This window comes from Rahnella sp. PAMC25617 (assembly GCF_050606005.1).
GTDB lineage: Bacteria > Pseudomonadota > Gammaproteobacteria > Enterobacterales > Enterobacteriaceae > Rahnella > Rahnella variigena.
On sequence record NZ_JBOCUM010000006.1, the window covers coordinates 797,736 to 819,304 of the forward strand.

The 21,569-nt window shown below is 50.4% G+C and carries 21 protein-coding genes and 1 other RNA gene; 12 read left to right on the top strand and 10 right to left on the bottom strand.

Going from position 1 to position 21,569, the window contains the following annotated elements; genetic code table 11:
• Nucleotides 1-46 precede the first annotated feature (46 nt).
• Both apt and ACM615_RS09785 read right to left on the bottom strand, forming a co-directional pair.
• Nucleotides 47-598, bottom strand: coding sequence for an adenine phosphoribosyltransferase (apt, locus tag ACM615_RS09780; RefSeq protein WP_112287535.1), 552 nt, complete (start codon nt 596-598; stop codon nt 47-49).
• Between the two features lie 184 nt (nt 599-782).
• A complete protein-coding gene (locus ACM615_RS09785) occupies nt 783-1,151 on the bottom strand; it encodes a DUF454 family protein (protein ID WP_113876128.1) in 369 nt (122 codons plus the stop codon).
• Between the two features lie 121 nt (nt 1,152-1,272).
• On the opposite strand from ACM615_RS09785, the gene priC reads away from it, so the two are divergent.
• Nucleotides 1,273-1,809, top strand: coding sequence for a primosomal replication protein PriC (gene priC / locus ACM615_RS09790; RefSeq protein WP_112287533.1), 537 nt, complete (start codon nt 1,273-1,275; stop codon nt 1,807-1,809).
• Between the two features lie 95 nt (nt 1,810-1,904).
• A complete protein-coding gene (gene rsmS, locus ACM615_RS09795) occupies nt 1,905-2,078 on the top strand; it encodes a pleiotropic regulatory protein RsmS (RefSeq protein ID WP_015690305.1) in 174 nt (57 codons plus the stop codon).
• 60 nt (nt 2,079-2,138) lie between these two features.
• Here rsmS and mscK read toward each other — a convergent pair whose 3' ends face one another.
• Both mscK and acrR read right to left on the bottom strand, forming a co-directional pair.
• Nucleotides 2,139-5,534: a mechanosensitive channel MscK gene (mscK, locus tag ACM615_RS09800; RefSeq protein WP_129638325.1), complete on the bottom strand. Its 3,396-nt coding sequence runs from the start codon at nt 5,532-5,534 to the stop codon at nt 2,139-2,141.
• A gap of 172 nt (nt 5,535-5,706) precedes the next feature.
• Entirely contained in the window at nt 5,707-6,345 is a 639-nt protein-coding gene (gene acrR / locus ACM615_RS09805; RefSeq protein WP_112287531.1) for a multidrug efflux transporter transcriptional repressor AcrR, read from the bottom strand.
• A 141-nt stretch (nt 6,346-6,486) separates the two neighbouring features.
• Between acrR and ACM615_RS09810 the strand changes: the two genes are divergently transcribed.
• From ACM615_RS09810 to ykgO, 4 genes are all read left to right on the top strand, one after another.
• Complete coding sequence (locus ACM615_RS09810; RefSeq protein ID WP_112287530.1) at nt 6,487-7,662, top strand: efflux RND transporter periplasmic adaptor subunit; 1,176 nt, start codon at nt 6,487-6,489, stop codon at nt 7,660-7,662.
• A gap of 16 nt (nt 7,663-7,678) precedes the next feature.
• On the top strand, nt 7,679-10,831 hold the full coding sequence (gene acrB / locus ACM615_RS09815) for a multidrug efflux RND transporter permease subunit AcrB (protein WP_431011819.1): 3,153 nt from the start codon (nt 7,679-7,681) through the stop codon (nt 10,829-10,831).
• A gap of 119 nt (nt 10,832-10,950) precedes the next feature.
• The gene (locus ACM615_RS09820; RefSeq protein ID WP_112287528.1) at nt 10,951-11,205 is read left to right on the top strand and encodes a type B 50S ribosomal protein L31; all 255 of its coding nucleotides are present in this window, start codon (nt 10,951-10,953) and stop codon (nt 11,203-11,205) included.
• 20 nt (nt 11,206-11,225) lie between these two features.
• Entirely contained in the window at nt 11,226-11,366 is a 141-nt protein-coding gene (gene ykgO, locus ACM615_RS09825) for a type B 50S ribosomal protein L36 (RefSeq protein WP_004954542.1), read from the top strand.
• Between the two features lie 128 nt (nt 11,367-11,494).
• Here the strand turns inward: ykgO and ACM615_RS09830 are convergent, their stop codons facing one another.
• From ACM615_RS09830 to ACM615_RS09840, 3 genes are read right to left on the bottom strand one after another with little or no spacing between them, the layout of a single operon-like run.
• Nucleotides 11,495-12,373: a metal ABC transporter substrate-binding protein gene (locus ACM615_RS09830; RefSeq protein WP_112287527.1), complete on the bottom strand. Its 879-nt coding sequence runs from the start codon at nt 12,371-12,373 to the stop codon at nt 11,495-11,497.
• Between the two features lie 43 nt (nt 12,374-12,416).
• Nucleotides 12,417-13,274, bottom strand: a complete 858-nt coding sequence (locus ACM615_RS09835; protein WP_112287526.1) for a metal ABC transporter permease — start codon at nt 13,272-13,274, stop codon at nt 12,417-12,419.
• Nucleotides 13,271-14,032 carry a metal ABC transporter ATP-binding protein gene (locus ACM615_RS09840; protein ID WP_113876131.1) on the bottom strand — a complete coding sequence of 254 codons (762 nt, stop codon included), beginning with the start codon at nt 14,030-14,032 and terminating at the stop codon, nt 13,271-13,273. Before ACM615_RS09840 ends, ACM615_RS09835 begins: the two co-directional genes overlap by 4 nt.
• Before the next feature lie 350 nt (nt 14,033-14,382).
• On the opposite strand from ACM615_RS09840, the gene ACM615_RS09845 reads away from it, so the two are divergent.
• The 3 genes from ACM615_RS09845 (at nt 14,383) to ACM615_RS09855 (ending at nt 15,593) form a co-directional block, all read left to right on the top strand.
• Nucleotides 14,383-14,736 (top strand): hypothetical protein, encoded by a 354-nt coding sequence (locus ACM615_RS09845; RefSeq protein WP_431011820.1) that lies wholly within the window; start codon nt 14,383-14,385, stop codon nt 14,734-14,736.
• 239 nt (nt 14,737-14,975) lie between these two features.
• Complete coding sequence (gene tomB / locus ACM615_RS09850; RefSeq protein ID WP_104923047.1) at nt 14,976-15,344, top strand: Hha toxicity modulator TomB; 369 nt, start codon at nt 14,976-14,978, stop codon at nt 15,342-15,344.
• Between the two features lie 45 nt (nt 15,345-15,389).
• Nucleotides 15,390-15,593: an HHA domain-containing protein gene (locus ACM615_RS09855; protein ID WP_013576617.1), complete on the top strand. Its 204-nt coding sequence runs from the start codon at nt 15,390-15,392 to the stop codon at nt 15,591-15,593.
• 82 nt (nt 15,594-15,675) lie between these two features.
• Here the strand turns inward: ACM615_RS09855 and ACM615_RS09860 are convergent, their stop codons facing one another.
• Nucleotides 15,676-16,626, bottom strand: coding sequence for a LysR family transcriptional regulator (locus tag ACM615_RS09860; protein WP_207914752.1), 951 nt, complete (start codon nt 16,624-16,626; stop codon nt 15,676-15,678).
• Between the two features lie 137 nt (nt 16,627-16,763).
• Here ACM615_RS09860 and ACM615_RS09865 point away from each other — a divergent pair, with 137 nt between their 5' ends.
• Complete coding sequence (locus ACM615_RS09865; RefSeq protein WP_431011821.1) at nt 16,764-18,545, top strand: adenine deaminase; 1,782 nt, start codon at nt 16,764-16,766, stop codon at nt 18,543-18,545.
• Nucleotides 18,546-18,627: 82 nt separating this feature from the next.
• The gene (locus tag ACM615_RS09870; RefSeq protein WP_431011822.1) at nt 18,628-19,977 is read left to right on the top strand and encodes an NCS2 family permease; all 1,350 of its coding nucleotides are present in this window, start codon (nt 18,628-18,630) and stop codon (nt 19,975-19,977) included.
• A 137-nt stretch (nt 19,978-20,114) separates the two neighbouring features.
• Here ACM615_RS09870 and ffs read toward each other — a convergent pair.
• An RNA gene (gene ffs, locus ACM615_RS09875) (signal recognition particle sRNA small type) lies at nt 20,115-20,211 on the bottom strand.
• A gap of 191 nt (nt 20,212-20,402) precedes the next feature.
• On the opposite strand from ffs, the gene ACM615_RS09880 reads away from it, so the two are divergent.
• Nucleotides 20,403-20,711: an MGMT family protein gene (locus tag ACM615_RS09880; RefSeq protein ID WP_132965061.1), complete on the top strand. Its 309-nt coding sequence runs from the start codon at nt 20,403-20,405 to the stop codon at nt 20,709-20,711.
• Nucleotides 20,712-20,800: 89 nt separating this feature from the next.
• Here ACM615_RS09880 and ACM615_RS09885 read toward each other — a convergent pair whose 3' ends face one another.
• Nucleotides 20,801-21,382, bottom strand: a complete 582-nt coding sequence (locus ACM615_RS09885; protein ID WP_112287520.1) for a YbaY family lipoprotein — start codon at nt 21,380-21,382, stop codon at nt 20,801-20,803.
• Nucleotides 21,383-21,569: the final 187 nt, after the last annotated feature.

Below are 21,569 nucleotides of genomic sequence, written 5' to 3' on the forward strand. Positions count from 1 at the left end.
TCGCGTTAACGGCGAGGCCTTTTTACATCACACTGCAAAATTTAAATCAGTGCCCGTCGAAACACACCAGGCTGTAGCAGGTGATATTGGCATCGTTCAGGCGTTTTTCACCGCCCAGTTCCGGCAGATTGATGATAAATGCAGCATCCGTCACTTCCCCACCCAGACGGCGGATCAGTTTCGCGGTAGCTTCAATGGTGCCACCCGTTGCCAGCAAGTCGTCGATCACCAGGATCTTCTCACCCGGCAGAATGGCATCCGTATGGATTTCAAGACTGTCAGTGCCGTATTCCAGATCGTAAGTTTCGCTGATGGTTTCACGCGGTAATTTGCCCGGTTTACGCACGGGAACAAAACCCACGCCCAGAGCCAGCGCAACCGGCGCGCCAAACAGGAAACCACGTGCTTCGGTGCCCACCACTTTGGTGACGCCGGCATCGCGGTAACGATCGGCCAGTAACTGAATGCTTGCAGCGTAAGCTTTTGGGTCTTCCAGCAAGCTGGTGACGTCACGGAACAGTATGCCTGGCTTCGGATAGTCAGGGATGGTCTTGATACTGTCTTTAATAAACTGTAGCTGCTGTGCGGTAGCGGTCATAATGTTAATTGCCTGATAAAGCTGCTGTTCATACTTAAACGCGGGCGGTCAAATGTCCCCCGTCATGCCCTTTTAAAGCATGTCGTTCAAGGAAGGAAATTGGGAGCGCACCGACGTACGAGATGCCCAAATCTATGCAAAGCTGCTTTAAAAAGCAACCCGCAGCCGGACATGATCGCCTGTTTTATTGCTCAAGGTCAACCACTGGTAATCGCCACATCATGATCAGTAACGCAAACATCATGCAAACCAATAAAATACGCACCCACAATAACGGCACAAAATAGATCGAAATCGCGAATGTCGTCACAATCAGCGCAACGGCTTTTGGCTTCGCCCCTTTCGGCAGCGCGCGATGCGCCTGCCAGTGACGTAAATAGCTGCCAAACCAGGAACGGTGCAGCAGCCAGTGATGAAAGCGTGGAGACGAACGGGCAAAACACCAGGCGGCCAGCAGTAAAAACGGCGTGGTGGGCAACAGCGGCAGCACAACGCCCAGCGTTGCCAGTACCACACACAGCCAGCCGACCATAATCAGTAATATGCGCTTCATGCAGTTCCTTTTGATTCGCACAAATTGCCAGAAATTAAGCCCCCAGTTTATACAAGTGCAACGAAGGTGTCATAACCGCCGGTTGCAGGTAAGCTATGAGCGTCATTAATGGAGATAACCTGTGAGCACTGAACGAATTTTACATGTCCTTGATCAGCAAATAGAAACTCTGGCGCGGGAAATCGAACCCATCGGCCATGTTTCCGCTTCGCAGGCCCGGTTTGATATCGCCCTTTTCTCAACCAAAGGCACCCGTCTGCGCGATTATCTGGCAGAAATTAAGATGAATTTACAGCAACTGAATCAGGAAGTGGTTGAGAAACGTTCCGCGCAGGTGGCGTTTATTGCCGAGCGACTGGTGGCACAAATCACCGCCATGCAGCGTGAACTCGCCACGCAAACACTGCGTAAAACGCACCAGACGCCGGAGCGAAAAAGTCATGATAATTATACCAAACTCGCGGAAACTCAGCAGTTCGAGCGTCGTCTGATTGCGATGATTGAAGACCGGGAAACTACGCTGGGACAACTCGCCACGTTCAGCGATCAGCAACGCGTGCAAAAAGAACTGGCTGCGCTGGAAGGACGTTTAATGCGGTGTCGTCAGGCACTGGCCAAAATTGAGAGGCAAATCGAGCGGCAGGAAAAAGGTTTTTGAATCTTTATCACATTTTTTTAATCCGGCGTTCAGACCCGCCATTTTCTTATCTATAATGGTAAGTCCAAAACCTGCTAATAATAATGTTGGCCAATATGTCCGTAGAAAATGCGCCTCCCGAACTTCAGCTTGCTGTTGATCTGATTTACCTGCTTGAGTGCAACGAAATTGCACCGGAAACCGCTCTCGCAGCACTGGAAATCGTACAACGCGATTATCAGGAAAAGCTGAAAAACAGCAAAAGCACGCTGTCAATTAGTTACCTTTAAGCCGTCCGGCTGACTGTATCAGGGGAACCTTTCGCATTCCCCTGAATTGCCCGCTTCCCATTAGCCCTGAGGCAACGCATCCGGTTCATCACCCGGTTGTCTCAACACGCGCTTAACTTCCTGAATCTCACTGCCGTCCTGATTGTGCAGATACACTTCCAGCTGATTGAAGGCGATATTGATATCGTTCTCACGGCACAGTTTATCAATACTGCGGTTAAGTTCATCGACGGTATAACTGCGGTCGCCCAGTTCACGAACATAAACACGCAGTTCGTGATCGAGCGTGCTGGCACCAAAATTAAGGAAGAAGACCAGCGGTGCCGGATCACTCATCACACGGGCGTTTTCATGCGCCGCCTGCAACAAGATCTCTTTCACTTTATCCAGATCAGAACCGTACGCCACGCCAATTTTGATCAGCACGCGGGTGACGGTATCGCTCAGTGACCAGTTGATCAGCCGTTCCGTCACAAAGGCTTTGTTAGGGATGATCACTTCTTTGCGGTCAAAATCGATAATGGTTGTTGCGCGGATACGGATACGACTGACCGTGCCGGAAAATGTGCCAATGGTTACGGTATCGCCAATACGTACCGGGCGTTCGAACAGGATAATCAGACCCGAAACAAAGTTCGCAAAGATCTCCTGCAAACCAAAGCCCAGCCCGACCGACAGTGCCGCCACCAGCCATTGCAATTTATCCCACGAGACCCCGAGAGAACCGAGCGCCGTGATCGCCCCGATCACCGTGATCGAATACGTCAGGATGGTAGTGATAGCGTACGACGTCCCCTGCCGTAATTGCAGCCGCGACAGCACTACCACTTCCAGCAGGCCCGGCAGGTTTCTCGTCAAAACATACGCCACGATCACCGCCAGAAAACCGAGCAGCATATTACCCAGCGTCACGGTTTGCTGAGTGACCGCACCCGCCACCGTGCTGGAGTAATGCCATAACGTTATGCTGTCGAGATAGGAAATCACCGTCAATAAGTCCGACCAAATCCAGTAGAACACTGTCGCGAAGATGAAGAACAGCCCCATGGTGGTCAGGCGCAGCGATTGCTGGTTAATCTGATCCAGACCAATTTGCGGTTCTTCAACCGGCTCATTACCTTCCGCGCCCTCTTTCGCCAGGTTTGTCTGACGGCGGGCCAGCGCACGACGATACGCCAGACGCCGTGCTGCAACACTTAATCCCCTGAGCGCGGTGAGATAAATAATGTTCCAGAAAATCAGCAGGTAAAGACTGTCAATCCAGCGGCCCGCCAGACGCAGCGTGGTGTAAAAATATCCGGTGACCACCAGCCCGACCAGGAAAGCCGGCGCAATCGCAATCGCCGTGACCACCACCAGACGAATGCTGTGAGAATCTTTTTCACGCCAGCCATCGCGTGCGATCGGGAATACCAGAACCGTCAGCGCCAGCAGCGTCAGGAAAATCACCACCTGCCCGATGATGTCATCCACCAGACCGAGCGGTGCTTTCTCGCCGCGCACGGACCAGAAAATCAGCGGCAACATCACCAGGCTCAGACGAATGACGGAACGACGATAATGCGCGCAAGTGGCCGCAGGTGTAGTAAAGTGCCGCTCGTTGATGCCACCGGGTTTAAGAATGCGATAACAAAAGCCCATGACCAGCTGGAACACCGCCAGCCGCTGCGCCAGCGTCCATAAAAAGTCGCTCGGTTCGATATCACATTGCGAAAGCCAGTAGCCGACGCCCAGCATCAGTAACACGCCGGGTAAAACATTCAGAACCATCAATAACAGCGCCTGCGGCGTGTGCAGCTGGCTGTCGCGCTTGAGTTGTCCGACGTCATTACTCAACATATCAATCCGCTGATCAATGTATTTCCTGCGCCATAACAGCAGCAAAATAACGATTAATAACGGGATGGTCACCGGCAGGGAATGCAACGCGCCCAGCATCAGTTCGCCCGGTGGAATACTGACATGCAGGTCGCTTAGTTGACTTTTGACATCGCCCGGCAATGATTTGATGAACTCCCAGTTCATCGGCTTGTTACTGCTCACCCAGAAAATCTGCTGAGTCAGCGTTTCTGTAAGCGACTGGTTGATGCTCAGCAATTGTTGCTGGTTAATCTGTAAATTGATGGCCAGAGACAGCTGATTACCCAGTTGCTTATTCAGTTGATCAAGCAGTTCGCGGCGCATATCGACAATCTGATCCAGCGCATCGCTGATATCGTCATTAATCGTCTCTTTGCTGTTGGTCACCACTCCCTGAATGTAACTGTCGCCCTGAAATAAGGCATCACGCTGCTGATTAATTTTGAACTGCTCAAGCCGCAAATCAGCAATCCGCGTGCTCATATCGGTCATCAGACCGGAAGGTGGGATAGTATTTTGCTGCTGCTGATACAAAATGCGCGACAATAATAAGCTGCCTTTCAGCACCGTAATTTGCTCTTTAAGGTCATGCTCAGCCTGCGCCGAACGATCCAGCCAGTTTTTCACTGTAATATTTTTCTGAACCAGCTGGTTGCCTTCCTCGGTTGCGGCAATCAGACGTTCGCTGAGCTGGCGGTTAATTCCCAGTTCCTGCGCCACCAGCGGGTCATTTTGGATATTCGAGGCATCGTCCGGCGTTTGGGCTTCTTTCGCTGTCCGCTCGGACAAAATCAACCGTTTGCCGTTGACCACTTCCTGCAATAACTGCGCGGTGTGTTCAAGCTGATTGATGTGCGCGTTGGTGTAATCACGTTGTTTTTGCAGTAAATCCTGCAACGTGGTATTGGCTTCGAGGCTCTTACGTTGCAGGTCAATCTGCGCCCCAAGTAAAGCCTGTTGCGTGACCAGCATGTTTTGTTGCGTGTTACGTAAATCCTGCTGACCGGGCGACATGCCGTTGAGCTGATTACGGATTTTCTGAATCGCCAGCGAATAGGAGTACATTGCGTTCTGGACGCGCTCAGGCTGGGTTTGCAGGGAAATCAGCTGAGTGTTAAAAGTCGATAAATCTTCCTGCGAAGACTGCAAATCGTCGAGTGTGTCATTAAGACGGTTTTCCAGCTGACGCAGCGACAGCGCGGAAAGCTGAGCTTTATTCACATCATCTTTCGGATTGTTTTTGATCTGATCCAGACCGTCCATGGCGACCCGCAGTTTTTGCGGTGCGTCGGCGACCTGTTTTTGCAACTGATTTACTTCCTGCTTCACTCTTTCCAGCGCATCAAGATATTCCAGCGTGTGGATCAAATCCTGTTGCGAAAGCTTATCGACCGGCGTCAGGTTCTTCTGGCGATTTAATGCATCCAGCTGGTTCTGAACTTCATTCCTGCCGGGAATATCATTACTTGCCGCATGGCCGGAAAAGGAGATAAAAAGCAGTGCAACGCATATCACAAGCGTGAAAAAACCTGTCATTCCCCTTTTTTTCAGGGAAAGCCTTACGTCAGAAGGGGCGGCCAAAAACCGGATACACATACGTCAGCGTCAACTCATTTACTGAATGAATAATATGGAGATGACAATAGCAGCGTTGGCGATGAAAGGAAGGAGAAAAGCGTTTCTGAATACAACATCAGAGTGTGTATTTTATAAACAAAAAGGGATGTAAATTTGCAGGCTTATTAATTAACAGGAAAGTATTGAGGGGTTATTTTACCGCGGTGAGAAAGGACGAATGGCACAACATGTCAATATACGTATCCACGAATCTCCCGGCATTCCCTTCTAAATCAAAGCTTTCAGGAATAAATAACCAGTTTTCCATCAGCCCTGTGAGATAAGCACGAAGAATAATGGCGGCCTGGCGGGTATCAAGATCAACCGGGAGCTGCTTTTCTTCTATACAGCGCACGAGAATACGCTCGATTTTACCGTAACCTTCCATGTATAACGCTTTGCGCGCTTCGTGAACTGACGTCATCTCCCCAACAAATTCACATTTATGGAATATAATCTCCATCAATGCTTTACGTTGGCTATCGGTGACAGTGGCGACCAGGATGTAAATTAAGATTTCGCGTAAAATACGCAGTGGATTATTCGGATACTTTGTCTGATACTCTACTTCAAGCACTTTTATGCGGGATTCATAAGCTTCCCAAATCGCATTAAACAGCTCCACTTTGTTCCTGAAATGCCAATAAATTGCGCCCCGCGTCACACCGGCTGCATTCGCAATATCAGTCAGTGATGTCGATGATACCCCGCGGGCAGAAAACTCACGCACAGCAGCATCCAGAATCTGCTGTCTGGTTTCCAGTGCCTGTGATTTGGTTTTTCGTGCCATAGGTTTATCTTTAAGGGGAGTTTGATTTACATACATTCTTGAATGTATGTAACATAGCACGCACATACTAAAAGCGCAGCAATGGATTTGGAATGTTGTGATCCATTGGACAATTTGAAATCGGACACTTGAGGTTTATTTATGAACAAAAACAGAGGGTTAACGCCTCTGGCGGTAGTTCTGATGCTATCCGGAAGCTTAGCACTTACAGGATGTAACGATAAAGAAGCTCAACAAGGCGCACCTCATGCTCCGCAGGTTGGGGTCGTTACTCTCAAAACTGAACCGTTGAATGTGACTACCGAACTTCCTGGTCGTACTGCTGCTTTTCGCATCGCTGAGGTACGTCCGCAGGTTGGCGGCATTATTCTTAAACGCAATTTCGTTGAAGGCAGCGAAATTAAAGCCGGGACTTCGTTATATCAGATTGATCCAGCCACTTATCAGGCCGCGTATAACAGCGCTAAAGGCGATCTGGTAAAAGCTCAGGCGAATGCACAGATTTCCCGTCTGACCGTAACTCGTTATAAACCTCTGCTTGGCACTAACTACATCAGCAAGCAAGATTACGATACCGCTGTGGCGACTGCCGCTCAGGCTGACGCCGCTGTTGTCAGCGCCAAAGCAGCCGTTGAAAATGCGCGCATCAATCTGGCTTATACCAAGGTCACCTCCCCTATTAGCGGACGTATCGGTATTTCGTCGGTAACTGAAGGTGCGCTGGTTTCAACCGGCCAGACCAATGCACTGGCAACTGTTCAGCAACTTGATCCTATCTACGTTGACGTCACTCAATCGAGCAACGATTTCCTGCGTCTGAAGCAGGAACTGGCAGATGGCTCACTCAAGCAAGTTAACGGCAAAGCACAAGTCAAGCTGCTGTTGGATAACGGTAAAGAATATTCACAGGCGGGTACATTAGAATTCTCTGATGTGACTGTTGATGAAACAACCGGTTCCATTACTTTGCGTGCCATCTTCCCTAATCCAAATGACGCCCTGCTGCCAGGTATGTTTGTGCGCGCACGTCTGGATGAAGGCGTAAACGACAACGCTCTGCTGGTTCCTCAGCAAGGTATTACCCGTAACCCACGTGGTGATGCCACGGCGATGGTGATTGGTGCGGACAATAAAGTTGAAATTCGTACAGTGACCACAACGCAGGCAATTGGCGACAAATGGGTCGTGACAGACGGCCTGAAAAGTGGCGATAAAGTTATCGTGACAGGTCTGCAAAAAATTAAGCCAGGCGTACAGGTTACTGCACAGGAAGTCGATCAAAACGCAGCAGCACCCGCTACAGCGACGAAGTCTTAATAGGAGCCGGTAATTCATGGCTAAGTTTTTTATAGATCGTCCCATCTTTGCATGGGTAATTGCGATCATCATCATGTTGGCAGGGGGATTGGCAATACTTAAATTGCCAATCGCACAGTATCCAACCGTTGCGCCACCGGCTATCCAGCTGACCGCAACTTATCCGGGTGCGGATGCGCAGACCGTACAGGATACCGTTACTCAGGTTATCGAACAGAACATGAACGGTATCGACAACATGATGTACATGTCGTCGACCAGTGATTCATCAGGTACTGTTCAGATTACCTTGACCTTCGCTTCCGGTACTGACGCAGATATCGCGCAGGTACAGGTTCAGAACAAACTGCAGCTGGCAACACCATTGCTGCCGCAGGAAGTTCAGCAACAGGGTATTTCGGTTGAGAAATCGAGCAGCAGCTTCCTGATGGTAGCGGGCTTTATTTCCAATAACGGTTCAATGACCCAGGATGATATCGCCGACTACGTCGGTTCCAACATCAAGGATCCTATCAGCCGTACTGCGGGTGTAGGTGACGTTCAGCTGTTTGGTGCTCAGTACGCGATGCGTATCTGGATGGATCCGAACAAACTGAACAACTTCCAGCTGACGCCGGTAGATGTCATCAACGCCATCAAAGTACAGAACAACCAGATCGCAGCAGGTCAGCTCGGTGGTACACCACCGGTTCCGGGCCAGCAATTGAACTCATCTATCGTGGCGCAGACCCGTCTGAAGTCACCTGATGAATTCGGTAAAATCATTCTGAAAGTAAATCAGGATGGTTCTCAGGTTCGCCTGAAAGATGTGGCTAAAATCGAACTCGGCGGTGAAAACTACGACGTTATTGCCCGTTTCAACGGACAACCTGCGTCAGGCCTGGGTATCAAACTGGCAACTGGTGCGAACGCCCTGAATACCGCGGCGTCTGTAAAAGCCACACTGACTAAGCTTGAGCCATTCTTCCCGGCTGGCTTAGAAATTGTTTACCCGTACGACACCACGCCGTTCGTAAAAATCTCGATTAAAGAAGTAGGTAAAACGCTGTTCGAGGCCATCGTCCTGGTATTCCTGGTCATGTTCTTGTTCCTGCAAAACTTCCGCGCAACGCTTATCCCGACCATTGCGGTTCCGGTGGTCCTGCTCGGTACCTTTGCAATTCTGGCAGCGTTTGGCTATTCGATAAACACCCTGACAATGTTCGGGATGGTGCTCGCGATAGGCCTGCTCGTCGATGACGCCATCGTCGTCGTCGAGAACGTCGAGCGTGTCATGGTCGAAGAAGGCCTGCCTCCGAAAGAGGCCACCAAAAAATCCATGGAGCAGATCCAGGGTGCATTGGTGGGGATCGCGATGGTGCTGTCCGCAGTATTCATCCCGATGGCCTTCTTCGGTGGTTCTACCGGTGTTATCTACCGTCAGTTCTCCATCACCATCGTTTCGGCCATGGTGCTGTCGGTTCTCGTGGCGATGATCCTGACACCTGCGCTTTGTGCGACCATGCTCAAGCCGGTTGCCAAAGGTGAGCATCACGATAAAAAAGGTTTCTTCGGCTGGTTTAACAAGAAATTTGACCAAAGCACGCACCACTACACCGACAGCGTAGGCAACATTCTGCGCAGCACCGGTCGTTATCTGGTGATTTATCTGCTGATCGTTGTCGGCATGGCATTCCTGTTTATCCGCCTGCCAACCTCCTTCCTGCCGGAAGAAGACCAGGGTGTATTCCTGACCATGGCGCAATTGCCAGCAGGTGCGACCCAGGAGCGTACACAGAAAGTGCTCGACGAAGTCAGCGATTACTATCTGACGAAAGAAAAAGCTAACGTGAAGTCCGTGTTTACGGTCAACGGCTTTGGCTTTGCTGGTCGTGGTCAGAACACCGGTATCGCGTTTATCAGTCTGAAAGACTGGTCTGAGCGTAGCGGCGCGGAGAATAAAGTTCCTGCCATTGCAGGCCGTGCGATGGGCGCATTCAGCACCATTAAAGATGCACTGGTGTTCCCGTTCAACTTGCCAGCGATTGTTGAGTTAGGTACGGCGACAGGCTTCGACTTCCAGTTGATTGACCAGGCTAACCTTGGACATGACAAACTGACACAGGCACGTAACCAGTTGCTGGGCATGGTTGCTCAACATCCGGACTTGCTGACTCAGGTTCGTCCAAACGGTCTGGAAGATACACCACAGTTCAAAATCGAAATTGATCAGGAAAAAGCAACGGCACTTGGCGTTTCAATTTCCGACATCAACACCACTCTCGGTGCTTCGATTGGTGGTAGCTACGTCAACGACTTCATCGACCGTGGTCGCGTGAAGAAAGTGTATGTTCAGGCTGAAAATAAATACCGTATGTTGCCGTCTGACATCAATAACTTGTATGTCCGTGGCAGTGCTGGCCAGATGGTGCCGTTCTCCGCATTTTCCAGTGCGAAATGGGAATACGGTTCACCGCGTCTGGAACGTTATAACGGTCTGCCATCCATGGAAATTCTGGGTCAGCCAGCTCCGGGCAAAAGTTCGGGTGCTGCAATGGAGATGATGGAGTCTCTGGCTTCCAAACTTCCAAGCGGTATCGGCTATGACTGGACCGGTCTGTCCTATCAGGAACGCTTGTCAGGGAACCAGGCTCCGGCCTTGTACGCTATCTCCCTGATTGTCGTATTCCTGTGTCTGGCAGCATTGTATGAAAGCTGGTCAATACCGTTCTCGGTCATGCTGGTGGTTCCGCTCGGGGTTGTGGGTGCGCTTCTGGCAGCCACGATGCGCGGACTCAGTAACGACGTTTACTTCCAGGTAGGCCTGCTGACCACCATCGGGTTGTCGGCGAAGAACGCCATATTGATTGTTGAGTTCGCCAAAGACCTGATGGACAAAGAAGGTAAGGGTCTGATCGAATCCACACTTGAAGCGGTTCGTATGCGTCTTCGTCCGATTCTGATGACCTCACTGGCATTTATCCTCGGTGTAATGCCGCTGGTAATCAGCTCCGGTGCAGGTTCCGGTTCTCAGAACGCCGTAGGTACCGGCGTAATGGGCGGGATGATCACAGCAACGCTGCTGGCGATCTTCTTTGTTCCGGTCTTCTTCGTAGTGGTTCGTCGACGCTTCGGTAAGAAGAACGAGGATATCGAACATACGCACAAAACAGAGCATCCGACGCTGTAACGGATCCTCACCCTGACGAAAGGCCGCTTATGCGGCCTTTTTTTTCGCCTGAGTCTTGAACCGGAAAACAGATGGGTGCATACTTATTGTTATAGTATAACATAACAACTTGAGGCATTATGAAACCCGCTATCCATCCTGCGTATCGCACCGTGGTTTTCCACGACACCAGTGCTAATGAATACTTCAAGGTCGGTTCAACCATCTCGACAGACCGCACCATTGAACTGGAAGGGGCAACCTACCCTTACATCACGATTGAAGTTTCTTCCGCTTCCCATCCGTATTACACCGGTAAGCAGAAAGAGTATTCAAAAGAAGGCAGCACCGCGCGATTCAATCAACGCTTCGGCAGCTTCCTCGGTAAAAAGTAAACAACATCAGGGAAATTGTTATGCAGGTTCTGAGTTCATTACGTTCGGCAAAAAATCGTCATCCGGATTGTCGCGTAGTTCGCCGTAAAGGCCGGATTTATGTGATCTGTAAAAGCAATCCGCGTTTTAAAGCCGTTCAGGGCAGAAAGAAAAAGCGTTAACACTGCGCCTTTCCCTTATGCCCCTTATAAAAAAAATAAAAGCCCCGCCGCTTGCCCGACGGGGCTTTTTCTTATGTTAAGACATGATGTAAAACCTCCTCACAGCGAAACCGTGAGGAGGGGAAATCTTATTTCATGCTGGCAACGATCGTCTCAACGTTGTGCTTAAACGCTTTGATATACGTCGTGGCCGGGCCTTGCGGGCCTGAAAGTGCTTCAGGATACAGCTCACCACCAGGTTGCGCGCCGCTCGCCGCAGCAATTTGTTTCACCAGACGCGGATCGGTCTGATTTTCGATGAAGTACGTTTTCACCTTCTCCTCTTTGATCTGCTTAATCAGCGACGCGACACCGCTGGCGCTGGCCTCCGCTTCGGTAGAAAAGCCGACCGGTGCCATAAAGCTGACATGGTATTCCTGACCAAAATAACCGAAAGCATCATGACTGGTCAGCACTTTACGTTTTGACTGAGGAATGCCGGTGAATTCAGTTTTGGCCCACGCATCAAGCTTTTGTAACTGCTCAATATAGGCGGTTCCGCGCTGGCGGAAATAGTCAGCATCTTCCGGATCGGCTTTGATCAGCGCATTCATCACATTGGTCGCATAAATCACGCCGTTCGCCATGCTGTTCCAGGCGTGCGGATCGGTAATTTGTTTGCCGTCTTCTTCCATTTTACGGGAATTAACGCCTTCAGATGCCGTCACCACATGACCTTTGTAACCGGAAGCCGTCACCAGACGATCGATCCACCCCTCCAGACCTAAGCCACTGACGAAAACGACATCAGACGCATTAATCGCCTTACTGTCTTTCGGCGAAGGCTCAAAGCTATGCGGATCACCGTCAGGTCCGACAAGCGTCGTCACTTTAACGTGCTCGCCGCCCACTTCCTGAACGATATCCCCGAGAATAGAAAAACTGGCCACCGCATCCACGGTTTTCGCCATAGCCAGCGGGCTCGACAGCAGGGCAGCTGCTGCGAGTGATACAGGTAATACTTTCATCATGTCCCCTTAATTGTGGTACTGCTTATTAACTTACTGCTGCTTAAGTTCGCGAAGCCGTTAACATCCCGCCCCGCTTTCCAAATAAAACTGAAATAAAGAAGATCACCGTCGCGCTGAGGACGATAGCCGGGCCTGCGGGCAGCGAAGCGTAATAAGACCAGATAAGTCCGACGATACTGGCGATCACACCGATAATCATGGCGCTCAGCAAGGTATGGGGTAAATCCTGCGCCCAGAAACGTGCGCTGGCCGCGGGTAACATCATCAAACCGACTGACATCAGCGTGCCGAGGATCTGGAAGCCGGCAACCAGGTTCACAACGACCAGCGCCAGGAAAATCCCATGTATCGCCGCCAGCCATTTCCCTGCGCTGACCCGTAAAAACAGTGAATCGAAGGATTCTATGACCAGGGCGCGATAAATGCAGGCCAGCACCAGCAATGACACACTGGTAATAATGCCGACCATAATCATTGCTGAGGAATCGATAGCGAGAATAGAGCCAAACAGAACGTGCAGAAGATCAACACTGGAACCGCGCAGGGAAACCAGCGTCACACCCAACGCGAGCGAACCCAGATAGAAACCGGCAAAACTGGCATCTTCCTTTAATTGTGTGCGGCGGCTCACAAGGCCTGACAGCATCGCCACTGCAAGTCCTGCAATAAAACCGCCAATTCCCATGGCGACCAGCGACATTCCTGAAATCAGATAACCGATAGCGGCACCCGGCAATACGGCGTGGGAAAGTGCGTCCCCCACCAGACTCATCCGACGTAATAGCAGGAAAACGCCCAGAGGCGTGGCGCTGATGGATAATGCGATACAGGCAATTAACGCGCGGCGCATGAAACCAAACTCAATAAAGGGATCGGCCAGTAAATGAAAAAGCATCATGAATTGGCAACTCCCGCCACGAGAGAAAAAGGTTCGGTCGAAATACAGGCATGCGCCTGATGCGGGAAGTGACCCAATACGTCATGTGCCGTTCCCCATAGATTCTGTTGCGCGCTGAGGTAAAGCACATGAGGAAAATGCCGGGCAACCATAGAGATATCATGTAAAACCGCAATAACGGTTTTACCTTCCTGATGCCACTGCGCAATCACCTTGAGCAGCAGTTCCGTTGTCTGGGTATCGATGCCAGTAAAAGGTTCATCAAGCATGATGAGAGGCGCCTGTTGCACCAGTAAACGCGCGAATAAAGTACGTTGCAGCTGACCACCGGAAAGCGAACCTACGGGCAAATGCGACATTTCAGTCATCCCGACCGTCTCAAGCGCCTGAGTTACTGCGGTGGCTGACTGCTGATTTATGCCGCCAAAAAGTCCGCTTTGCGGCCAGCACCCCATCGCGACCAGGTCGAATACGCTGATCGGAAAACCGCGATCCAATTCCGCCTGCTGCGGTAAATAGGCCAGACGCGGACGTTTTCCGCCGGTGAAGGTAATATTGCCCGCAACCGCCTGCTGAAGGCCAGCCAGCGTTTTGAGGAAAGTGGATTTACCCGCCCCGTTAGCCCCGATAACCGCCGTCAGTGAGCCCGAAAGAAATTGCCCGCTGACCGGCATCGCAACCGCCCGGCGGTCATAGCCGACTTCAACATTATTAACAAAAATCATGGTAGCGATATTGCCCAGTAAATTGCGGCCCATAAAATAGCCAGTACAGCCAGCACGGCGAGACAGCGTACTGGCGAAGAAAGTGTAAAGAGTGTTTTGGTCATAGCCCCTCCATTCGTTACAATATAACATCACACACTCGGTTTTGTATCAACACGTGAACTGTTTCGATTTTTTACCAGATGTCCTTTCGGAACGGGGAATGCACACCCTGGGCCAGGCAAAATTGTTAGAAAAGGGTAAAAATTGATGAACAGAAACTAATTGTCATTACAATCAGAAAGTTATGTTTTTCCGCAGTGGAAATTTTTTTCTCTGCTCAAAACACATCCTGATAAAAGTATGCAATAATAGAAAGGTATGGAGTTCAAAGGCGAAAACCGGTGAAAAAATTTATCCCCTACCCTATTAATGGGGAAAATCTGACTCCTTCAGATTTGCTGCAGATTATTGAACGTTATTTATCTGAAATTGAAGAGTCATTAATTGGCGATTTAACTTACTTCTCAGAAAATGCACGTTATGAACCAAATTCTTTGCAAATCGTGTCAATCGTTGCAATTGGCGAAAATTGTTATTCGATGAATTACCAGTTCAGATGGACGGTTTTCAACGGTTGTCTGGACATTAATGCACAAGAGTTCACGACGCAAAGTGTCACATTCCTTGTAAAGCCGGCAGGTCTGGAGTTTGATATTATTGATTTGTTCAAAGGTTCAACGGCTGAAGAATTGTAAGTTTGAGTAATACGTTTGCGCAGCTTTCTCAAAATGAATTATATTTAAATTATATGTTGTGTAATAAGCCCGAGAAAGTTCATCTCAAAGACTGCGATTGTCTTTGATGTATAAGTCAGTTCATAGCGTCATCTGTTCATAGCGTTAGTAGTGAGAGCCGTTTTCTGTAAGCCATCAAGTTTTGTTGTTTACTCACAGAGTGTTATCAACACCGAATAAACCATTACGGAGGGGATGATATGGATGAGTACTCGCCTAAGCGGCACGATATCGCTCAGTTACGCTACCTGAATGAAATGTTGTATGATGAAGGCATCGCGACACTGGGTGACAGTCACCACGGTTGGGTCAACGACCCTACTTCTGCTGTTAACCTGCAACTCAACGAACTGATTGAGCACATTGCATCTTTTGTGATGAGCTTTAAAATTAAGTATCCGGACGATACCCATTTAAGTGATCTGGTTGAAGAGTATCTGGATGATACCTACACCCTGTTCAGCAATTATGGAATTAACGATTCTGATTTACGCCAATGGCAAAAGACCAAGAAGCGATTATTCAGAATGTTCTCAGGGGACTACATCTGTACCCTAATGAAGACTTGAGTAATAATTTATATGCAGTCATCAGATAAAAATGAAAAGGCTAAGATGAACAAAATCGACTATTTGATGCGTTTAAGAAAATGCACCACTATTGATACACTTGAACGTGTCATTGAAAAGAATAAGTATGAACTGTCCGACGACGAGCTGGAATTGTTTTACTCAGCAGCTGATCATCGTTTAGCGGAGCTAACGATGAACAAGCTGTACGATAAAATCCCGGTATCAGTCTGGAAATTTGTACGCTGACAGACAGAGTCAGGTCGAAATACCTTTCGGCCTGACGCTCATAATTCATACAATATAACTTAAGCAATTTTTAACTATTTCTTCAGATATTTCTTTCTGCTTTCTCTTTGATCTGCCGGTGGAATGTTTGTAAAAGAAACTGGAAACATTGTTCTGTTACAGGCGAGCGCAGAGGCGTTGGCTTACGCATCATCGCCACTGTACGACTTAATGTGGGTTGCTGCAGATGAACCACTGTTAATTCATCATCATTAAGTGTTGCTGTATATAATTCTGGCAATATCGCCAGAGCCAGACGCGAACGAACTAAACCATATAACGTCTCCTGAAAATCCACGCGATAACTCACCCGCAAATTCAGCCTGTGACTTTCAATTAATGAACTCACCAGCCTGCTGACATTTCCTTTTGAAAACAAAGCAATATCCCTTTTAGCCAGTTGTTTCCAGGGGATATTATGCCCTTCTGATAACGGATCATCACGCCGGATAACTGCCACGAAAGGATCTTCCAGCAGCGGATATATTGCTACAGAATCCGGCACCGTGCTGTCGGTCGCACCGATACCAAAATCCACAGATCCGTTCTCCAGTTCCAGTAATAATGCATCGTTTGTCAGGTCATGAAATTCCACACGCATATCAGGGAAATATTCCGATAATAACTGCGGAACAGCCGGGAATAACAACGTACTGACTGAAGGGACCAATCCGATACGTAACGTTCCATCACCCCCCTGCCGCATGATTTGTTGCATATCATCGAAGGCACTATGCGCTGTATTCAGTAGCCTTTCTGCATAAGGTAAAACAGCTTCGCCCTGTTCGGTCAGGCTGACTCCCTGAGCGGTGCGGTTTAATAATTTCCCCCCCAGTACTGATTCAATTTGCCGCAGTGCGCTGCTTAAAGCTGGCTGACTGATCGCCAGACGGTTCGCCGTGTCGGTGAAACTGCGTAACTGCGCCAGCGTTACAAAGTATTGAATTTGCTTGAGGGAGAGCGCAGGCAACCGGCGCCAGGGTTCAGACATGATGGTCAGGGATCCCGCTAAAAATAGAAAACGTTTGCTCAGCATAACCGCATCTTATAAACGGATAAAATAATTCATCTGTGCAAAGGCATTCCCTCTCCCTACATTAGCCCAATCACTTTGTAAATCCGGATACTGACATGACCGAAAACATTGCTCCGTTACCCCTGCGCCAGCGCGCGGTTCAGGCTGCGTTAGGGAAAATTCCTTTTGATCGTCTGCTTATCAACGCAAACGTTATCGATATGGTGACGGGAGAGATTCGCGAAGCCGATGTCGGGATCACCGGCAATATGATTGCCAGCGTCCATCCGCGTGGAAAATTCTCTCAGGCAGAAAATGTCGATGACTTAACCGGTCGCTATCTTTCGCCGGGACTTATCGACACCCATGTGCATATCGAAAGCTCTCACCTTTCTCCGGAAAAATACGCCGGGATTGTCGTTGCTCAGGGAACGACCACCGTGTTCTGGGATCCGCACGAGCTGGCGAATGTACTGGGCGTCGCCGGGGTGCAATATGCCGTTGAGTCGAGCCGTAATTTACCTCTGCGCGTGATTTGCGCAGCCCCTTCCAGCGTCCCTTCCACTCCCGGTTTAGAAATGTCCGGCGCTGACTTTCACGGTCAGGAAATGCAAACCATGCTGAGCTGGCCGGAAGTCGCCGGGGTTGCCGAAGTCATGGATATGCACGGCGTGATTAATGGCAGCGGGCGGATGCTGGAAATTCTCGAGGCCGGTTTAAACAGCGGCAAACTGATCGAAGGCCATGCCCGCGGGCTGAAAGATGAACAGTTGCAAGCCTATCTGGCGGCTGGCGTCACCTCTGATCACGAACTGACTTCTGCGCAAGATGCACTGGAAAAACTGCGCGCCGGTCTGACGCTGCAAATCCGCGGCTCCCATCCTTATCTTCTGCCGGATATCGCTGCTGCGTTGCAGGCGCTGCCACATCTTTCCTCACAGATTACGCTGTGTACTGATGATGTTCCGCCCGATCATCTGCTGGAAAAAGGCGGGCTGATTGCGTTAGTCAAGTTCCTAATTTCACACGGGTTACGTGCAGAAGATGTATTGCGCATGGCGACTTTCAACGCCGCTATACGCATGCAACGTTCAGATTTAGGGCTGATAGCGCCAGGCCGTACGGCAGATATCATCGCGTTTGATTCACTGGAGAATCTGCATCCGCACGCCGTATACGTGGCAGGGAAGTGTGTGGCAAAAGAGAGCAAACTTCTCTTCACACCGGCGGCGGCCAGTGGTGTGACACCTCCTCGTGACACAATGCGGCTCAGTGCCCTCATTGCAGACGACTTCTGCATGAAAGTTCCGGGGCTGACAAACGGCAAAGCCCGCCTGCGTAATATTAAAGGCGCACGCTTTACACAGTGGAGTGAAGTGACCGTTGACGTCAAAGACGGCATGGTACAACTCCCGGAAGGCTTCAGCCTGATTTGGGTGCAGCACCGCCACGGGCGGCATGACGCCACCCCAAAAATGGCATTACTGGAAGGCTGGGGAGAACTGCGCGGAGCGATTGCCACCTCCTACTCGCACGATTCACATAATCTGGTGGTACTGGGACGTTCCCCCGCAGATATGGTTGTGGCGGCGAATCAGCTCATCTCCAGCGGCGGCGGAATGGCACTCAGCCAGAATGGCACATTGCTGGCAAAAGTAGATATGCCCATTGCCGGAATGCTCTCTGAATTGCCTGCGGAACAACTGGCTGAACAATTTAAAAATCTGCGTGAACTCAGCGCACAGATAGCCGACTGGGAACCCCCTTATCGCGTTTTCAAAGCCATCGAGGGCACGTGTCTGGCGTGTAATGCCGGGCCGCATCTGACTGACTTAGGCCTCACTGACGGCGGACTGCGTGAAATCGTCGACCCGGTTCTGGAAATCTGGCCGGAATAATTCTGAAATGCCCGGTGCCACGCCGGAGCAGAAATGATAGCAAACACAACATTATAAAAATTATTGTCAGGGGAATTTAAGCATGTCTGAAAGTTCTGTGAAAAACGTAGCAACCTCAACGCAGCAAAGCTGGTTGCAGCGACGCTTTCATTTACATCAGCGCCAGACCCGGGTGAAAACCGAATGTCTGGCAGGGATCACCGGATTCCTCGCCGCTGCTTATTTGCTGGTGGTGATCCCCGGTTTGCTGGCGGTGAGCGGGATGGACAAAGGCGCGGCGACAACCGGCGTGATCCTGGTATTTGTGCTGGGCTCATTATTAATGGCGTTCTACGCTAATCTGCCGTTTATGGTCGGCCCCGGCATCGGCGGTTCCGTGCTGGTCGGTGTCACGCTGGCCGGTGACGGCATCAGCTGGCCCATCGCATTAGGGATAGCCTGCTGGTCGGGTATTTTATTCTTCGTGATGACAGTTTTTGGTCTGCGGGAAGTCGTCACACGTTCTGTGCCGCAGTCCATCAAACTCGGTCTGACGGCATCGATTGGTATTTTCGTTGCCCTGCTCGGTTTTCGTAACGCCGGACTGGTGATGGCTAATGCCAGGACACATGCACTGGCGTTAGGCGATTTCACCGCGCCGGGTGCGCTGATTGCGCTGCTCGGTTTGCTGCTTGCCGTGGGATTGCAGGCGCGCAAAGTACCTGGAGCAATCCTCTGGGCTATTTTACTGGCGACCGTGGCCGGTATTCCGTTTGGTGTGACGCATCTGCCTGAACAATGGATTTCCCTGCCCCACTCAGTGGCTCCGCTTTTTGGCAAAGTCGATTTGATCGGCGCGATTAATATCGCTTTCCTGCCTTTCCTGTTCATCTTCTTTGCATCAGAATTCTTCTCAACGATGGGTACGACGCTGGCGGTAGGCGGGGAAGCCGGGTTGCTTGATGAACATGGCAATATGAAACACATCAACCGGCCATTCATGGTGGACTCTGTTGCCGCAGCGCTCGGCCCGATTGTAGGGATCCCAGCCGCAACCGCGCTGATAGAATCGTCTGCTGCTGCAGAAGCGGGGGGGAAAACAGGCCTGACGGCGCTGTCTGCCGCAGTGATGTTCCTGCTGATGCTATTGTTCACACCTGTTGCGCTGATGATCCCGAAAGAAGCGACCGCACCTGCGCTGATCCTGATTGGCCTGAACATGTTCAGTAATCTGCGCAAGGTCGATTTGGCTAACTTCACTGATGCGCTGCCGGTGCTGATGATGGCGATGATTACCCTGATTTCCAACAGCTTCGGTACCGGGATTGCCGGTGGCCTGCTGTTTTACATCATCATTAAAGTGGTGGCCGGTAAGGTGCGCGAAGTGCCTTTGGGACTGTATATACTCGCCATCCCGCTGGTGTATTACTTTGCGACGCTGGTTCATCACTAAAAAAAACCAGTAAACAGTCAGCAAACCAGGGCGCGGATAACGTGCCCTTTTTTATGGGCGCAGTTTGGCTAAGAGGGAGTTATGAATCGGAAAAATAAGGGGATTGATAAAACGGGAAGGCCTGAAATTGGTGGAGGCCCTGCCAGCTACATCCCGGCACACACGACACCTGCTATGGCTGCTTCCTTCCGGACCTGACCGAGTTAACAAGTTAGCGTTGCGGGAGAACCAACAGGGCCCCCATTGACGTTGTCGGCTTCATTTCTCCTGAGAGAATCGAAGCGGTGGGCATTATCTGTGATGCCCGAGGCAAAAGCAAGTTAACCGCCGACAACCGTTGTTTTCTTAAACAATACGCCTGAATCTGGACGGACAGAAGGACATTTTTTGCGTCATACTGTTCGCCAAACACTGAGGAGGATGTCATGTCAGAGCCCGACAGCTTTCGCCAGCGCGTATTCCAGATAATCGCTGCCATTCCCCCGGGTCAGGTCACGACTTATGGCAACGTCGCTCAGCTGGCTGGTTCTCCGCGGGCGGCACGTCAGGTGGGCGGTGTGCTCAAAAAGTTACCCGAAGGCAGCACGCTTCCCTGGCATCGGGTGATTAATCGCCACGGTGAAATTTCCCTGCAGGGTGAGGACTTTAAACGTCAGCGTCAGGCGCTTCTGGCCGAAGGGATAATCTTTACGAAAGGTAAAGTTGATTTAGAAAAGTATGGCTGGAAGTGGTAGTTCTGCGCACATCATTACGCAAATAAAAAAGCACCGCCGGAGCGGTGCCTGAATCATCACGAGTCACGAATAAATAAGTGAGTAACGAATTAGTACGTTGCTGACTGTGTCGGAACTGCACTTACCGGTGCCGGTGCCGTGCCCAGCCCCGAATTTGACGGGTTAGTCATTGGCGCCAGAGCATTCGGTTTAGTCGCCACAGGGACGGCTACGACCGGAACAAGTTGCAGGTCGGCACGCGTGCCCTGACCGTTATTGATGACTTCTTTGATGCTGTCAGTAACAAAGGTTACCTGACCATTAATGGTCACCGCCGCACTTAACAGAACACGCGCATTAGGCGCAATTTCCTGTGGGTTATACGGCAGGATAAAGGTAAACGGTGACTGTTTGCCCTGGGTTCTCGCGACTTTCTGCGAGATGACACGCGACGGCGCATCAGCAACCGAAGCATCAGACAAGGTCACGGTCAGAACCGCATCTGGCGGCAAGGCCACACGCTGATTAATGAACACGCTACCCGATACGTTCGGGCCGGTGATCGCAGGTGCAGTGGCCGGGCTGGCCGCGGTATTCACTGGAGGTTGCTGCGCTGGAGCCTCGTGATGCTGTGCGCATCCGGCAAGAGTCAGAGACAGCGCGGTTCCACCTACTATCTGCCAAAGTTTCATTGATCCTTCTCCCTTTTATTATTCGATTGTCGACAAGTTGTAACAAACGTAACCAACGCCGACGATGAACTTAGTGACTTAAACCAGCTTACCCATTAATCATGGCACAAAAAACCAGAGTTCGCCGCCCCGAGGATAAAACAAGACTTCTGAGGTTTCAAAAGATCCACTATGATTAACAGGTTAG

Coding starts and splice junctions, on each gene's coding strand:
- tomB (WP_104923047.1), top strand. CDS start 14,976: ATGGATGAGTACTCGCCTAAGCGGCACGATATCGCTCAGTTACGCTAC.
- ACM615_RS09785 (WP_113876128.1), bottom strand. CDS start 1,151: ATGAAGCGCATATTACTGATTATGGTCGGCTGGCTGTGTGTGGTACTG.
- mscK (WP_129638325.1), bottom strand. CDS start 5,534: ATGTGTATCCGGTTTTTGGCCGCCCCTTCTGACGTAAGGCTTTCCCTG.
- ACM615_RS09830 (WP_112287527.1), bottom strand. CDS start 12,373: ATGAAAGTATTACCTGTATCACTCGCAGCAGCTGCCCTGCTGTCGAGC.
- ACM615_RS09810 (WP_112287530.1), top strand. CDS start 6,487: ATGAACAAAAACAGAGGGTTAACGCCTCTGGCGGTAGTTCTGATGCTA.
- ACM615_RS09820 (WP_112287528.1), top strand. CDS start 10,951: ATGAAACCCGCTATCCATCCTGCGTATCGCACCGTGGTTTTCCACGAC.
- rsmS (WP_015690305.1), top strand. CDS start 1,905: ATGTCCGTAGAAAATGCGCCTCCCGAACTTCAGCTTGCTGTTGATCTG.
- acrR (WP_112287531.1), bottom strand. CDS start 6,345: ATGGCACGAAAAACCAAATCACAGGCACTGGAAACCAGACAGCAGATT.
- ACM615_RS09855 (WP_013576617.1), top strand. CDS start 15,390: ATGAACAAAATCGACTATTTGATGCGTTTAAGAAAATGCACCACTATT.
- ykgO (WP_004954542.1), top strand. CDS start 11,226: ATGCAGGTTCTGAGTTCATTACGTTCGGCAAAAAATCGTCATCCGGAT.
- acrB (WP_431011819.1), top strand. CDS start 7,679: ATGGCTAAGTTTTTTATAGATCGTCCCATCTTTGCATGGGTAATTGCG.
- ACM615_RS09840 (WP_113876131.1), bottom strand. CDS start 14,032: ATGGGCCGCAATTTACTGGGCAATATCGCTACCATGATTTTTGTTAAT.
- ACM615_RS09865 (WP_431011821.1), top strand. CDS start 16,764: ATGACCGAAAACATTGCTCCGTTACCCCTGCGCCAGCGCGCGGTTCAG.
- ACM615_RS09885 (WP_112287520.1), bottom strand. CDS start 21,382: ATGAAACTTTGGCAGATAGTAGGTGGAACCGCGCTGTCTCTGACTCTT.
- ACM615_RS09835 (WP_112287526.1), bottom strand. CDS start 13,274: ATGATGCTTTTTCATTTACTGGCCGATCCCTTTATTGAGTTTGGTTTC.
- ACM615_RS09880 (WP_132965061.1), top strand. CDS start 20,403: ATGTCAGAGCCCGACAGCTTTCGCCAGCGCGTATTCCAGATAATCGCT.
- apt (WP_112287535.1), bottom strand. CDS start 598: ATGACCGCTACCGCACAGCAGCTACAGTTTATTAAAGACAGTATCAAG.
- ACM615_RS09870 (WP_431011822.1), top strand. CDS start 18,628: ATGTCTGAAAGTTCTGTGAAAAACGTAGCAACCTCAACGCAGCAAAGC.